Annotated in this window: 10 protein-coding genes and 1 pseudogene; 7 read left to right on the top strand and 4 right to left on the bottom strand. The window is 65.6% G+C overall.

Features of this window, described 5'->3' with window-relative positions; translation table 11 throughout:
* Nucleotides 1–189: 189 nt before the first annotated feature.
* The 5 genes from KIH81_RS04455 (at nucleotide 190) to nagB (ending at nucleotide 6,071) form a co-directional block, all read left to right on the top strand.
* Nucleotides 190–1,146, top strand: a complete 957-nt coding sequence (locus KIH81_RS04455) for an ABC transporter permease (RefSeq protein WP_109056935.1) — start codon at nucleotides 190–192, stop codon at nucleotides 1,144–1,146.
* A gap of 2 nt (nucleotides 1,147–1,148) precedes the next feature.
* Entirely contained in the window at nucleotides 1,149–3,224 is a 2,076-nt protein-coding gene (locus KIH81_RS04460; protein ID WP_214304258.1) for a dipeptide/oligopeptide/nickel ABC transporter permease/ATP-binding protein, read from the top strand.
* Entirely contained in the window at nucleotides 3,221–4,054 is an 834-nt protein-coding gene (locus KIH81_RS04465) for an ABC transporter ATP-binding protein (protein ID WP_109056933.1), read from the top strand. Before KIH81_RS04460 ends, KIH81_RS04465 begins: the two co-directional genes overlap by 4 nt.
* A gap of 183 nt (nucleotides 4,055–4,237) precedes the next feature.
* On the top strand, nucleotides 4,238–5,206 hold the full coding sequence (locus KIH81_RS04470) for a dihydrodipicolinate synthase family protein (RefSeq protein ID WP_214304259.1): 969 nt from the start codon (nucleotides 4,238–4,240) through the stop codon (nucleotides 5,204–5,206).
* A gap of 52 nt (nucleotides 5,207–5,258) precedes the next feature.
* On the top strand, nucleotides 5,259–6,071 hold the full coding sequence (gene nagB, locus KIH81_RS04475; protein ID WP_109056931.1) for a glucosamine-6-phosphate deaminase: 813 nt from the start codon (nucleotides 5,259–5,261) through the stop codon (nucleotides 6,069–6,071).
* A gap of 304 nt (nucleotides 6,072–6,375) precedes the next feature.
* On the opposite strand, the gene KIH81_RS04480 is transcribed toward nagB, so the two are convergent.
* Nucleotides 6,376–7,233 carry a FadR/GntR family transcriptional regulator gene (locus KIH81_RS04480; protein ID WP_214304260.1) on the bottom strand — a complete coding sequence of 286 codons (858 nt, stop codon included), beginning with the start codon at nucleotides 7,231–7,233 and terminating at the stop codon, nucleotides 6,376–6,378.
* Nucleotides 7,234–7,731: 498 nt separating this feature from the next.
* Here KIH81_RS04480 and KIH81_RS12345 point away from each other — a divergent pair.
* Together KIH81_RS12345 and KIH81_RS04485 are read left to right on the top strand one after the other, a co-directional pair.
* Nucleotides 7,732–7,797, top strand: a pseudogene (locus tag KIH81_RS12345) (zinc-ribbon domain-containing protein); the annotation flags it as partial.
* A gap of 159 nt (nucleotides 7,798–7,956) precedes the next feature.
* A complete protein-coding gene (locus tag KIH81_RS04485) occupies nucleotides 7,957–10,242 on the top strand; it encodes a PASTA domain-containing protein (RefSeq protein WP_214304261.1) in 2,286 nt (761 codons plus the stop codon).
* Nucleotides 10,243–10,249: 7 nt separating this feature from the next.
* On the opposite strand, the gene KIH81_RS04490 is transcribed toward KIH81_RS04485, so the two are convergent.
* From KIH81_RS04490 to KIH81_RS12040, 3 genes are all read right to left on the bottom strand, one after another.
* A complete protein-coding gene (locus KIH81_RS04490; protein ID WP_214304262.1) occupies nucleotides 10,250–11,791 on the bottom strand; it encodes a metallophosphoesterase family protein in 1,542 nt (513 codons plus the stop codon).
* 329 nt (nucleotides 11,792–12,120) lie between these two features.
* Nucleotides 12,121–14,460 carry a PASTA domain-containing protein gene (locus tag KIH81_RS04495; protein WP_214304263.1) on the bottom strand — a complete coding sequence of 780 codons (2,340 nt, stop codon included), beginning with the start codon at nucleotides 14,458–14,460 and terminating at the stop codon, nucleotides 12,121–12,123.
* Between the two features lie 103 nt (nucleotides 14,461–14,563).
* Nucleotides 14,564–15,421 carry a DUF4234 domain-containing protein gene (locus KIH81_RS12040; RefSeq protein WP_236029274.1) on the bottom strand — a complete coding sequence of 286 codons (858 nt, stop codon included), beginning with the start codon at nucleotides 15,419–15,421 and terminating at the stop codon, nucleotides 14,564–14,566.
* Nucleotides 15,422–15,555: the final 134 nt, after the last annotated feature.

Raw genomic sequence — 15,555 nt, forward strand, 5'->3', positions numbered from 1 at the left:
CATCGAGCTGGTCTTCGGATCTGATGCGATGGGTTCCGACTACCCCTCAGTCACTTCGTGACAGTTCCCCTGACAAGGGGAGCCGAGGAAAGGAATGCAGCGGTTTAAGCCCGATGGAGTACCGGCCCGCATGCCATTCCCGAACCATCCTGAATCACCTGTCTTGAACAATCCGACAAGGGAGTCCCATTGAACAACCTGCTACGCCTCCTCGGCAGACGACTGATCGCCCTGCCGTTCATGGCATTCGGAGTGACCCTGCTGGTCTACTTCCTGATGTCCTTCTCCCAGTACGACCCCGCCGTCGCCGCCCTCGGCGAGAACGCCACCCCGCAGGCGCTCGCCGCCTACCGCCACGAGATGGGCTTCGACCGCCCCTGGTGGGAGCAGTTCTTCTCCTACCTCGGCGGCTTGCTGCGCGGCGACCTCGGCGTATACGGCGTCAACAAGGACCCGGTGAGCGGCCGCATCGCCACCGCGTTCCCCATCACCCTCCAGCTGACCTTCATCGGCCTGCTCATCGCCATCGTCTTCGCCGTCATCTTCGGCGTGCTGGCCGCCCTCTACCGCGACACCTGGGTCGACCAGGCCATCCGCGTGGTCTCCATCATCGCCATCGCCACCCCGTCCTTCTGGCTCGGCGTGCTCCTCATCTACGCGCTGCAGATCAAGATGGCCTGGCTGCCCGGCGCCGGCGACCTGCCCGCCTTCACCCAGGATCCGGCCGGATACCTGGCCCGCATGGCCATGCCCAGCTTCGCGCTCGGCCTGCCCGTGGCCGGCTCCCTCACCCGCATCATCCGCACCTCCATGGTCGAGGAGCTCGACAAGGACTACGTGCGCACCGCCATCGGCGCCGGCGTGCCCAAGGGCGTGGTCGTGGCCCGCAACGTGTTCCGCAACGCCCTGATCACCCCGGTCACCATGCTCGGCATGAAGATCGGCTACCTCATGGGCGGCGCCATCGTCATCGAGGTCATCTTCGCCCTGCCCGGCATGGGCACCGCGATGTTCGACGGCATCAACAACAACCAGCCGACCCTCGTGCAGGGCGTGGCGCTGGTCGTGGCGCTGGCCTTCATGGTGGTCAACGTGATCGTCGACCTGCTCTATGTCCTCATCAACCCGCGAATCAGGACGGTGTGACGATGTTTGGAAGCAACAACGCAACCCGCGAATTCAGCAAGCCCAATACCAAGGTCAGGGTCAAGCGCTGGTCGAGCATGAGCATCGGCACGCGCATCTCGGTCATCGTCATCGCGGTGCTCGCGCTGGCCGCGATCTTCGCGTCCGTCGTGACCCCGCACAACCCGACCGAGATCACCCTCAGCTACCAAGCACCCACCGCCGACCACTGGTTCGGCACCGACAACCTCGGCCGCGACGTCTTCTCCCGCGTCATCTACGGTGCACGGTACTCGCTGGTCATCGGCCTGAGCTCCATCGCGTTCGCCCTGGTCGTCGGCTCCATCATCGGTGCCGTGGCCGCCGTCTCGCGCACCTGGGTGTCCGAGATCATCATGCGACTGATCGACGTGGTCATGTCTGTGCCGACCATCGCGCTCGCCGCGGTGTTCGTCTCCATCCTTGGCCAGTCGATGATCGGCATCATCATCTCCATCGGCGTGCTGTACGTGCCGCAGGTGGCCCGCATCGTGCGAGCCAACATCATCAGCGAGTACGGCAAGGACTACGTGCGTGCGGTGATCGTCTCCGGCGCCCGCGCCCCGTGGATCCTCTTCAAGCACGTCACGCGCAACATCGCGGCCCCCGTCATGGTGTTCACCACGCTCTCCGTGGCCGACGCCATCGTGTTCGAGGCCTCCCTGTCGTTCATCAACGCGGGCATCCCCGAGCCGACCCCGACCTGGGGCAACATCCTGTCCTCCGCCAAGGCCGGCGTGCTCTACGGCTACTGGTGGCAGGCCATGTTCCCGGGCCTGGCGATCATGATCACCGTGCTGTGCCTCAACATCCTGTCCGAGGGCATCACCGACGCCATGGTGGCCGCCCCCACCGCCCCCATCCAGCAGAGCGAGGAGGGCAAGGAGCTCAGCCGCAAGGAGGACCGCCTGCTTGTGGATCCGGTGGCCGCCTACGCCGCCCAGAAGGAGAGCCTCGACCAGCGCCTCGAGCAGCTGCGTGAGGCCGAGCTCAAGCGCAAGGACCGCTTCATCCCGCTGTCCACCGCCAAGCCGGTCATCGAGGTGCGCGACCTGTGCATCAAGTTCCCGCGCCACGGCGACGTGAACGTGGTCGACCACCTGTCCTTCGCCGTGCGCGCCGGACAGACCATGGGCCTGGTGGGCGAGTCCGGCTGCGGCAAGTCCATCACCTCGCTGGCCATCATGGGCCTGCTCGACCCGCGTGCCGAGATCAGCGGCGAGATCCTGTTCGACGGCAAGAACCTCGTGGGCATGAGCCCCAAGGAGCACAACGCCCTGCGCGGCCATGAGATCGCCATGGTCTACCAGGACGCGCTCTCCAGCCTCAACCCGTCCATGCTCATCAAGGCGCAGATGAAGCAGCTGACCAAGCGCGGCGGCACCCGCACCGCCGAGGAGCTGCTCGAACTGGTGGGCCTCGACCCGAAGCGCACGCTGGAGTCCTATCCGCACGAGCTGTCCGGCGGCCAGCGCCAGCGCGTGCTCATCGCCATGGCACTGACCCGCGACCCGAAGCTCATCATCGCCGACGAGCCGACCACCGCACTCGACGTGACCGTGCAGAAGCAGGTCATCGACCTGCTCAACGAGCTGCGCGAGAAGCTCGGCTTCGCGATGATCTTCGTCAGCCATGACCTGGCGCTCGTGGCCAAGGTCGCCCACTCGGTGACCGTCATGTACGCCGGCCAGGTCGTCGAGCAGGCGTCCACCAAGGAGATCCTCACCGATCCCCGCCACGAGTACACCCGCGGCCTGCTCGGTTCCGTCACCTCCATCGAGGCCGGACAGGGACGCCTCCACCAGGTGCCCGGCACCGTGCCCTCGCCGGCGGACTTCCCCAAGGGCGACCGCTTCGCGCCGCGCTCCTCGCACCCGGACCGTGGACTCGACATCCACCCGGTCATGAAGCGCGTGCCCGGCACCCAGCACATGGTGGCCTGCCTGCCCGACGACCCGGAGCCCGCACCCGCACCCGCCTTCACCTACGACTGGTTCGCGCCCACGCCGGAAGTGGCCGAGCGTGAGGCCGCGGAAGCCCTGAAGGGAGCACAGCGATGAACAGCAAGACCAACAGCAACGCAACCCCGATCATCGAGCTGAGGGACGCCGAAGTCGTGTTCACCACACGCGCCGGCACGCTGTTCCACCCCAAGAAGGTGACGGCGGTCAACAAGGTGAACCTCAAGCTCATGCCCGGACGCACGATCGGCATCGTGGGCGAGTCCGGCTGCGGCAAGTCCACCACGGCCAACGTGATGTGCGGCCTGCAGACCGTCACCGGCGGCCATGTGTTCTTCAAGGGACAGGACGTGACCAAGCGCACCGCCAAGGAGCGCATGGACATCGGCCGCGTGGTCTCCGTGGTCTTCCAGGACCCGGCCACCGCGCTCAACGCCCGCATGAGCGTGCAGGACCAGCTCATGGACCCGCTCGTGGTGCACAAGCTCGGTGACTCGGCGGCCCGCCGCAAGCGCGCCTACGAGCTCATCGACATGGTCGGCCTGCCGAAGTCCGCGCTGAACGCGCTGCCGGGCCAGCTGTCCGGCGGCCAGCGCCAGCGCGTGGCCATCGCCCGCGCGCTCTCGCTCAACCCGGACGCGATCATCGCCGACGAGCCGACCTCCGCACTGGATGTGTCCGTGCGCGCGCAGATCCTCAACCTGTTGTCCGATCTGAAGAAGTCGCTCGGCCTGTCGATGGTGTTCATCAGCCATGACATCCAGACGGTCCGCTACGTCTCCGACGAGATCGTGGTGATGAACCACGGCACCATCGTCGAGCACGGCGAGGCCAAGGACGTGCTGAACAACCCGCAGGACGACTACACGAAGCTGCTGCTGGGCGCGGCGCCCTCGCTGCTGCACCCGACTCCGGAAGAGTGCATCTGAGCGTCCGGCGCATCCGACGCAGATGCAGGGCCTGTCCGGCGGGAATCGTCGAGGATTCCCACCGGTGGGCCGTCCCTGCGCGGGTCCGGTCGCCGCGCGGCCGCCGGGCCGATTGATTCCCATCCATCGATACCCATCCAAACGTCTTCCAACGAAGCGACAGACACACAAGGAACCACCATCATGAACACCACTTTCCGCGGCGTAATCCCTCCGGTCGTGACCCCGCTGACCGCTGACCGCCAGCTCGACCGCGCCAGCTTCAAGCGCTCCATCGACCGTCTCGTCGAGGCCGGCGTGAACGGCCTGTTCTTCCTCGGCTCCTCCGGCGAGGTGGCCTTCAGCACCGACGAACGCCGCCGTGAGATCATCGAGGCCGCCATCGAATTCACCGCCGGCCGCGTGCCGGTGCTTGTCGGCTGCATCGACACCGAGACCGAGCGCGTCATCGCCCACGCCAAGGTCGCCGCCGAACTCGGCGCGGACGCCATCGTGGCCACCGCACCGTTCTACGCGCTCGGCGGCCTGCCCGAGATCGAGAACCACTTCCGCCTGATCCACGAGGCCGTGGACCTGCCGCTGTTCGCCTACGACATCCCCGTGTGCGTGCACGTCAAGCTGCCCGGCGACCTGCTCATCCGCCTCGGCCTTGACGGCGTGCTCACCGGCGTCAAGGACTCCTCCAACGACGACGTCTCCTTCCGCTTCCTGTGCGACGCCAACCGCAAGGCCGGCCATCCGCTGGTGCTGCTCACCGGTCAGGAGGTCGTGGTCGACGGCGCCTACATGGCCGGCGCCGACGGCAGCGTGCCGGGCCTGGGCAACGTGGAGTGCACCGGCTACGTGCGCATGTGGCAGGCCTACGAGGCCGGCGACTGGGCCACCGTGCGCACCGAGCAGGACAAGCTCGCCGCGCTGATGAACATCGTGAACGTCACCTCCGGGGTCTCCGGATTCGGCGCCGGCGTGGGCGCGTTCAAGACCGCCATGGCGTTGCTCGGCATCTTCGAGACCAACCAGATGCCCAATCCGGTGCGCGCGCTGACGGGCGCGAACGTGGAGGCCGTGGCCGGCGTGCTGCGCGAATGCGGCCTGGAGCCGGTGCGCACCGCCGAGGAGGTCAGCGCCTCCACCGTGGTCGCCGAGGCCTGAGCGGCTGGCCCGAACTGACCTGAACTGACCCGAACCAGAAAGGAATCTCCCCATGGCGGAAGTCATCATTGTCAAGGACGAAGCCGAAGCCGGCGCGATCTACGGCCGGTGCGTGGCCGACCTCATCAAGGCGAAGCCGGACGCGGTGCTGGGACTGGCCACCGGGTCGAGCCCGTTGGCCGCATACCGTGCGCTGGCCGGCATCGTCGAGGCCGAATCCATCGACGTCTCGCAGGTGCGCGGGTTCGCGCTGGACGAGTATCTCGGCCTGCCGCTGACCCACCCCGAGTCCTACCATGCGACGATCCACCGCACGGTGGTCGAGCCGCTGGGCCTGGATCCGGCCAAGGTGCACGTGCCCGGCGACATCCTAGAAGGCGCGCCCCTGTCCGACGGCGAACGGATCGCGGGTGCCGGCCCGGCCTATGACGCGGCGATCGAGGCCGCCGGCGGCATCGACGTGCAGATCCTCGGCATCGGCACGGACGGTCACGTGGGCTTCAACGAGCCCGGCTCGTCGCTGGCCTCGGGCACGCGAGTCAAGACGCTGACCGAGCAGACACGCATCGACAACGCGCGGTTCTTCGACGACGATCTCGCGCAGGTGCCCACGCACTGCATCACGCAGGGCATCGGCACGATCCTCAAGGCGCGGCATCTGGTGCTGCTGGCGTTCGGCGCCGGCAAGGCCGAGGCGGTGGCGGAGACCGTGGAGGGCGGCGTTTCGGCGTTCTGCCCGGCGTCCGCGCTGCAGCTGCACCCGCACGCCACGATCATCGTGGACGAGGCGGCGGCCTCCAGGCTGAGGCACAAGGACTACTACCGGTACTCGTACGAGCACAAGCCCGCCTGGCAGGGCATCTAGTTATCGGCCACCCCTCAGTCGGACATGCGGCTGAGGGCTCCTCTGATAAAGGAGCCGGGTGGTCCTTTGGTCTTATTCGTTGGCGCTGTTAAACCAAGATTGACATGAATCCATGTCTGACTACCCCTCAGTCGGCTTCGCCGACAGCTCCCCTGACAAGGGGAGCCAAGAATAGGGGGTATGTCAATCTTGGTGTAACAGAGCCTATTCGTTTCCTTCCCTCCTCCCGAATGAAGGCGGGGTCGGTTTCCGGAAATGTTCCCGGAACGGACCCCGCCTTCTTGGATTTGGAGGAAGGGATGGGTTACTCGTCGCCGTCTTCGATGCGCTGCTTGAGGATGGATTCGATGGGCTCGTAATGGTCGATGACGGCCTTGCGATACGCCTCGACGTCGCCCGCCAGCGCGGCGTCGAGCATGCGGCGGTGGGCCGACGCGGTGCGATCGAGTTCGCTGGAGACCGGCAGCCCGAGCTGGGGAAGCACCGCCATATGGACCAGCCAAAGCGACCGGACCATCTGCTTGACGATGGTGTTGTCCAGCGAATCGAGGATGCCCATGTGGAATTCGATGTCGAGCGCAAGGAAGGTCTTGCCGTCCTTCGCGGTGGCGGTCATGGAATCGGCGAGCTTCATGAGATGCGGCTGCTCGCTGTTCGCCAGCGACGCCACCACCTCGTCGGCACAACCGAGGTCAAGGAACCGCCGCAGCTGGACCACATCCTGCAGGTCGGCGAAGTTCTTGCCCACGGACACCATGGAGCGGAAGGCGAGCGTCTCCACCATCGGGTCCAAGGACAGCGACCCGACGAAGGTTCCTTTGCCATGCTCCACATTGACGATGTTCAGTGCCTCGAGCTTGCGCACCGCCTCGCGCACCGAGGAACGGGAGGCGCCGATGGTGTTGCACAGCTGCGCCTCGGTCGGCAGCACGTCTCCGGGCTGCAGATGCTCGTGCAGGATGTAGGACTTGATGGCGTCCATCGTCTCGTCGCAACGGCTGCGCGGGGGGACGACGGATGATGTGCTTTGCAGCGACAGACGGGCCAGCAACGCCAGTTCCTGCTGGGTATATTCGTATGGGGCCTCATCGTTGTGCGATTGGGTCGATTCCCCGGTCTGGGTCGGCGTCTCAAGTGCGGCCGGACCGGATGGGTTGCTCATGATACGCTCCTTGTCTTGTTCGTCCTTGCGGGGTCGCGACGTTGCCGCCGCGGTTGATGAAAGCCGTTCTCCCCGGCGGGTCTTGCCAACCACAATAGTGCGAAACGCCGGTATTGGCGCGGTTTTGTGCCCATTGCGATATGGTCCGGCCCGATAGGGGGTGCGGGGTGCTTGTCGGGGGTGTCCGGTGCTGACATGTGCGGGTGCCGTCTCAAGTGCGTGGGATCCGCGCCGGTCTCTGAGCGATGGCTCTACGCTGAGTTATCAGACATCTGACAACTACTATCGTATCATGAATGCATCGCGGCCGCGCGGGGTTGGCCGGGGCTTCTTATGGGCCGGCGCTGAGGCTAGGGCTAGGGCGGCGCTGAGGCTTGCGGGTGTTCGCGGTGGACGCGGTTGTCCGTGGGCGTTCGTGGGCCCTTGCGGAGCCGCAGGAAACCGCGGCGCACTAGAATGGTGCGCGATTGCACCGTTCGGATAGAGGGAAGACCGAGGATGTTCTGCGCGAGGTGTGGTGCCGCCAACAAGGACGGCAATAAGTTCTGTGTGGGGTGCGGGGCGCCGCTGAGACGAGGCGGACGAGCGACGACGCCGGCCGGCCAATCCGGTGTGCGGCTTCCGGCGCCCGGTGCGGTTCCGTTGCCGCAGACCGCGTCCGTTCCCGTCCGGCCGGCGGCGAATTCCGGGGCCGTTCCCGCGCCTGCGGGTACAGGCGTCCCGATGCCTCCCGCGACTGCCGCCACGCCGTCCGGTCCGGTGGTCCACTCCGGTGTCGCGGCGACTACCGTACCCGTCGCACCCGCCGGCACTGCGGCCCCGACGACGGCCGCGGCCCCGGCCAAACCGGATCGGATGGTGCTGCTGTTGGCGGCGTTGCTGGCCGTGCTGGTCGTGGCCGGCATCGCGCTGTTCGCCACGTGGAAGGCGGAACTGTGGGGCGGTCGCTCGCTGCCGGATCCCGCGTCCATCGCCGTCGCGGCATCGGATACCGGCGACGGACAGACGGCGGAGGTCAAGGCCTCGGACGTGACCGCCGCGCTCAAGGCCAAGGGTTTCGGCGCCCGGACCGAGCAGGTGTTCTCCGGCAAAACCGAGGGCTCGTTCGTCGGATACAAGGGCACCCAGCCGGGCGCGCGTATGCCGAAAGGCGCGGTGATCACCGTGCAGGAATCGGCCGGACCGGGCGTGCCGAAAGGCGTCATCGGCAAGCAGGCCGAACAGGTGACGTCCACCTTCAACACGATGGGCGTACCCGTGCATTACAAGAAGGTCATCGTCAACGATACGAAACGCATGCCGGAAGGGTCCGTGGTGGCCACTTACCCCGCCGCCGGCACCGGACTGCCCGAAGACAAACGCGACGAGGGCATCTACATCGGCGTGGCCGGCAAGGGCGACGGTATCGGCGCGGACATCGTGGGGCAGGATGCGGCCGACGTGCGCTCCGAGTTGGAATCGCAGGGTTATGACGTGACCGTCAAGCGGCATTTCGCCTCCGAGAACATGGTCGGCAAGGTGATCGGCGCAGATCCCGCACCCGGTTCGCCGACGACTTCGGGCGAGTCCATCACGCTGTATCAGGGCGTGGACGCCGGCAGCGTGAACGATCTGATGATCGACACGTCCGGCCAGTCCCAGCCCGGCGCGCGCACGCTGTACATGATGAGCGACGCCATCACCGGCACGTACTGCAAGGCGACCATCACCGACATCGACAAGGACTGCATGACGCTGAGCGCCGGCGAAAACGACTATGGTGATACGACCATTTCGCAGACATGGGGCTCCTCGGCTGGCAGCGATTCATCGGACGGCACTGAGGTCAGCCAGTGCTTCGCCTCAAACGGCGGGGACGTGGCTCGCTGCTCCATCGATATCACTTCCGATGGGCAGAAATATGAGGGTGGTTCCAAGAACCGCCTCATCACCAAGAACTGGGGCATGTTCGACTTCGGCAGCGGCGGCGAGGGCGCCATGTGCGGCGGCCAGATGATCTCGACGTGGTTCGATGGTTGCCGTAACGGCGTGCCGTCGGCGCGTTCCGAATCGGATGGCTGGGACGGCAGCGCCACCTACGAGATGAAGTCCAACAATTTGTTCGTCTACGTGGCGGCCGGCGCTAACATCAAGGCCGCAGAGGACGGCGGCTACTTCGACGCGGACTCGGTCAAGGCCGCCGGCAAGCAGAAGGCCGTGGACGGCGATCGCACGTTCATCCTCTACCGCGACCCCGCGCTGTACGACCAGACCAGCGTGAAGGTGACCAAGGAAAACGTGGACGACAACCCGTTCGTGCCGTCCACCGACGACACCAACGACGTGAAGTTCAAGCCCGCCGCGAGCGACGCCACCGCCTACTACCTGGTCGATCAGACCGGCGACTATGACTGGGACTCCATGACCAACCTCGCCGTCAAAGGCGCCAAGGATTCCGATGGCTCATCCGGCGATTCGTCCAGCACCGCCCAAGGCAAATCGAATACGGCTGCCGACAAGGTCTTCAAGGAGGCGATGAAGGAAGCCGCCGAAGAATACGGTTTCTCATCCGGTGCCGGCGGCTGGGGCACCAGCCTGACCGTTCACGAGGACGGCACGTTCGAAGGCACATATATCGACACCGACCTGGGCGGCGGTGGCAGCGAATACCCGCGCGGCACCCGCAGCCAGTCGGAATTCTCCGGGAAATTCGTCTCGGCCAAGAAGAACGACGACGGCACCTATACCCTGCAGTGCGACACCAAGGGGCTGAAGATCAAAGGCACCGTCGGCGACTCGTACGACGAGAACGGTGCCAAAGTGACCATCACCGAACCGTATGGCATGTCGCCATGTGGGGAGTTCACGCTCTACCCCAAGGGATACGCCGTGTCGCGCCTGAGCGACGCGATGAAGGGCTGGGGCGCCGGATACTTCGGGTCGGACAGGCAGGCCAGCACCTTGCCCGGTCCGGCGCTGGTGAACGAGACCAGCGGCTCCGGCGAAACCTTCTACAGCAACCTGGTGTAAGCGCACCCTACCGCTGCTTGAGCAGGGAGTGGATGATGGCGATGAAGCCGAGGCTCATGGCGCCGGCGAGGACGGCGAAGACCTGCGGGCGTCGCAGCTCGTTGCGGATGCCGATGGCGTCGGTGATGCAGTGGTCCTCGAACCAGACGCGCACTTCATTGCTGGAGTAGCGGCCCACCAGATCGCCCCACGTGAGCATGCGCGTCACGTAGCCGGCCGGGTTGCTTTCGTGGAACTCGAACAGGCGGATGCCGCGGTAGCGCGACTTCGGGCCGTAGCATTCGAAGCCGCAGGTGGGCGCGTATCCCAGATCGATGCCATGCACATGCCCCACGAAGGCGTTCTTGTGGTCGTGCCCGCAGAACAGCGCGAAGTACCCGCCGGCCTCGGTCAGCGTGCTCACCTCGCCCACGTTCTCGTCCGCGCAGCCGATGGCCTCGCCCAGGCGCGAGCCCGGACGGCAGACCGTGTGATCGAGCACGTAGCAGTGGCCGGCATGGGAGCGTGCGCCCTCCACCGAATTCGGCGTCCATGCGGGCACCTCCTTCAGGCAGTCGTAGAACTCCTGCGGGGGGATGTGCTGGAAGGCGATGGCGGGCACGGGCTTGCCATCGCCGTTGCGCTCGCCGAGTTCGGTCTGGACGTCGCGCAGCCAGTCGATGGCCTCGGGCGAGGGGGTGCCGTAGCCGTCAGCATCGGCCAGATCGAGGCCGCGGGAGTTGACCACGTACGCCGGGTACTGGGCGTCGTTCTCCTCGGGTTTGCCGGCGTAATCACCGGAATTGACCATCATGACGGACATGGCCACGCGACCCGAGCCGTCCGACGACTCGATGGGCAGGGCGAACGTGCCGGGCTCCAGGCTGTCCTGCGGGTTGAGGCAACCGGGGAACTCGCGGTAGATGTCGTCCTGCTCGTCGGCGAGGATGCCGCACTGGAAGTCGTGGTTGCCGTAGGTGGCGGCGAAGGGGACACCGGCCTCCACGATGGGCCCGAGGAATCCGGAGAACGTGCGGCGGACCTTCTCGCGCGTCTGGTCCATGAGTTCGTCCATGGTGGCGGGGGCGTCCGGGGCGAGTGTGGTTGTGATTGCTGCGGGTTCGGGGGAGGACGGGGACGCCGGGTCGGAGCCCGCCGGTGCATCTGCGGGGGCCGTGCCGGCATTGGTGATTCCGGCGATTGCGCTGATTTTGGCAGGTACGGGACGGCCGGCCTCGGTCAGTCGGTCGGCGATGCGTCCGGCCGCCTTGCCTGCGGCCTCGCGGATGACGGGGTGACGCTTGATGCCGCGCAGTTTGGCCTCGACTTCGGTGACTGCGCGTACGCGGGCACCGGGTTCCTCGCCGCGACGACGCAGGAAAGTGTCGATGTAGGCGGGGTCGTAGCCGCGGATCTGATCGCCGGTGAAGACCACGAGGTCCGGGTCGGAGGCGCGGATGGCCTCGCGGATGAGGTGGATGGTGTCTGGCCGTACGTCGGGGCCGTCCTGCACGTCGGCCATCTGCAGCACGCGGAAGCTGCCGTCTTCGCGGAATCGCAAGCTCGTCATGGCTACACAGTGTAGGAGAGCGGTGCAGTGGACGGGCGGGTGTTCACAGTACCGGCACAGGGATGTTGCTGAGTGTTTGTTGGCTAAACCGTGAAGCGGGAAATCCGGTGGACTTCCCGTAGGCGAGGTGAGCCGCGTGGCGGCGAAGGCTCCCCTCTGTGAGGGGAGCTGGCGGCGAAGCCGACTGAGGGGTAGCCCCTGAGCGGGCATGTCAATCATGGCTGAACAGAGCCCAACAAAAAGGCTCCCCTCTCTGAGGAGAGCTGGCCGCGGAGCGGGCTGAGGGGAGCATGGCCGGTAAGGCGAAGGTGTTCCCTCAGCCTCGCCTATCAGTTCTGGGAGTAGGGGTAGAAGGCGGAGCGCTCGGCGTCCTCATCGTAGAGCAGGTTCGACTTATAGGAGTCGGAGCTCGACGAGTCCATCTGACTGCCGTACGCCAGCGCGTACTTGACCTTATCTCCCGATGCCATGGACGACCACGGCGTGCCGGCGGGGTACCAGTGCCAGGTGCCGCATGGGCTGAGACCGCTTTCATCCGTGTACTGATCCTTCTCCCACTTGAAGGACGAGGAGTCGCACTGCAGGTCGTAGCCGCCGGCGCTGTTCTTCTTGATGGAGGAGAACTTGCCGGAGAACGGATACGTAATACGCGGTGCCTTGTACGTGGGTTCGCCGGAGTTCATGTCTGCGGTGTTCGCCTCGCCTGTAAAGCTGCCGTCGTCCTTCACGGTCATGTCAATGAATGCCGATCCATTGCCCGTGGAGAAGAACCGGTATTGGTCGGCGACGTTCTTGAACAGGGCGGTGTCGGCCTTGGAGTCGGACTTGCTGTCCGAATCGTCGGAGCCGGATTTTGCGGCCTTGCCGGCGCCCTTGACCTCGGCGTCGGGCAGGGAATCCCAGTCCGGGTCGGACGATTCCACTCGGTAATAGGCGTTCGCGTCGCTTGGCGCGGGCTTCATCTTGACCACATTGGACTTATCGCCGCTGTAGCCGTTGTATGGCAGGAACGGGTTGAAATTCATGCCGGTGCCGCTGTACGGTGCCGTGGTGGTCTCGTACTTCGAAGGGTCTCGCCAGAGGATGAACGGACGGTCCGTGTCGACGGCCTTCTCCTTCTTCGCGGTGGCAAGGGCGTCCTTATCGAAGTAGCCCTTGCTCTCCAGTCCTTCGAGATTGGCGCCGGTGGGCACCACCAGGAACAGGTCCTGCAGATGGTATTCGCCGGACTTGGGCCAGGAATCGTCCATATGCACGCCATTGCTGTCGTACATCTTGCCGTTCGACCAGAAGTTGGTGAGGCTGATGTGGGGGAGCAGTTCGAATGCGCCATAGTCCTGGTTGATCAGGTAGTCCGCATTTGAGTTGCTGCAATATGCCTGCTGAACGGCGTCGCAGGCAACCAGATAGCCGTCGTACGAGCTGTTGTAGTCGGAGTTGTCGCTGCCGCCCTCGGTGATCTTATGATCCTCGATGGTGATGCACTGGCCGTCGTTGGTGCACCACCGACCATCGATCGCATCCGTGGTGCCGAGCAACGCATCGCCTCCGGTTTCGGGCAGATTGCTGTCCGTGAAGGCATCCTTCATGCTGGTGGCGTCGATGCCCTCGTACAAGGTCACGTCATCGCCGGAATCAAGCGAGGAACCGGGGGCGGGATCCGCGCCGGCCACCTTGCCCACGTACTGTTTGGAGGAGAAGCGCTTTTCGACGGTCACGCTGTGGCCTTCGGACTCCAGCTGTGATTTGATGTCGTCCACGCTCTTGCCCATCACATCGAGCGGCAGGGCGGTGCCATCGCCCTTGGTGGCCACGCCCACGTAGATGCCCTTGTCCTTTTCGGAGTCCTGCACGCCGGTGCCGGCGGCGGGGTAGGTGGCCACGACGGTGCCTTCGGGGTTCTTCTTGGTGTCCGAGACATAGACCTTCTTGTAATGCACGGGCACGTTCATGCCTTCGAGCGTGTCAACCACCTGCTCGGCCTTCTTGCCGAGCGTGTTCTTCGGCACGCCGGGGCCGGCCGATTCCTGCACGGTGACGACGGTGCCTGCGGAGACGCGCTGCCCCTGCTTGAGGCCGTCGTAGCCTAGGAACGCGCCGCTTTCCTTGCCGGAGAAGACCTTCTCGGTCTTGGCGTTGATGCCCTTGAGCTTCAGCGCCTCGGTGACGTCCTTGGCCTTGATGGTGGCCGACTTGCCGTCCTTTGAGGCCGTGGTCTTGACGATCGACGCGGGATCGGGCAGCGTCTTGCCGCCCCACATCTCGGCCTTCCAGGTGGCGAACAGGGCGATGCCCGCCACCACGATGACGGCCAGCACGGCAGCCAATGCGATGATGAGCTTGTTCGGCGGCTGCTTGGCGGTGCTGAATGCCGTTGTGGAGGCCGCCGTGGCGGAAGTGTCGGAGACGGTGGCGGAGGCCGTGGGCGATGTCGCCGGAGCCTCGGCGGCTGGTGCAGCTGGGGTTGCGGCCGGGGCTTCGGACGTCGGACCGGCCGGGGCGGGTGCGCTGTCCGGCAGCGGCACGGCTGTGGGTGTCGGAGTTGCGGTGGGCGTTGCCGGTGCGGTCGGTTGTGTGGCCGGGGCTTCCGGCTTGTCCAGCTTCGCGCCGCAGGAGGTGCAGAACTTGGCGGAATCGTCGTTGGGCTTTCCGCAGTGAGTACAGAACATGACGTTGCTTTCGTGAATCGATGAAAAAAGACAGCATGAACGAACCGTCTTGGCTATGTCGGCGAAGACGGTTCGTGGAAACGATTGACGGATGCGGCGGGGCTCAGCCGCGGACGTTGTAGTCGGCGGAGAGATCGTTCATCGCGTGCAGCAGCTTGTAGTAGTAGATGAACGGACCCACGATGATGAACGCGCCGAGGATGCCCCACAGCCAGAACGTGGCGGCGGAAACGGCGGGCGCCATGCCGCGGGCCTGCTGCTCCTCGCCCACGCGCGCGCTCATGCGGTGGAACCAGACGAGGGTGCCGATGCCGAGGGTGATCGGGCCCACGATGAAGAAGAGCAGGCAGTAGTGCATGGTCTTCTTGCCGTCGCGGCGGGAGGCCATGAGATTCAGGGATTCGCCGATTTCACTCAGCTGCCAGAGGTCGTAGATGCCGAGGGTGATGATGCCCAGCAGGATGTACTTGAGCAGGCCGCGCTTGGTGCGCAGTTGACGGGCCGGGCGCGAGCTGTATACAGCGGTGGGCTGTTGCGGTGCCGGCATCGACGGGGCGGCAGGAACCATGCCGGTCGGGATTGCGGGAGCACCCGGGGTTCCCGGAGTGCCGGCGGAAGCGGCGGGCGTGAAGGACGGGGTCGGTGCGGGCTGGGCCGGCTGCTGCGGCGCGGCGTACTGCGGGGCCTGCGACGCCTGATAGGCCGGCTGCTGCGGTGCGTACTGCGGATTGCGAGGAGCGGCGGAAGGCTGCGGAATCGACGGCTGAGGCACGGACGGCTGCTGCCCGTAGGCCGGAGCGGAAACGGGAGCCTGAACAGGCGCGGCGAACGGTGCCTGAGCGGGCGCCTGGGTCGGCGGCTGTACCGGCTGCGGCATCGGTGCGGACTGCACGCGCGGTGCCTGCGGCATCGGAGGCATCTGCGGAACCTGAGGGGTCGGGGGAACATTCGGATTCGTCATAATGGACTTCTTCTCTCATGGCGGAAGCCTTGCGCCCCCGCGCATGCTTCCAATCCTAGTGCCGCCGGTCCGTCATCCCAAGGAAACACAGCCGATTCCGGCAGATTGTGAGACGTGCGGGGTGTTGGAACGAG

Origin of the sequence: Bifidobacterium miconisargentati, assembly GCF_019331675.1 — a bacterium.
GTDB classification, from domain to species: Bacteria; Actinomycetota; Actinomycetes; order Actinomycetales; family Bifidobacteriaceae; genus Bifidobacterium; species Bifidobacterium miconisargentati.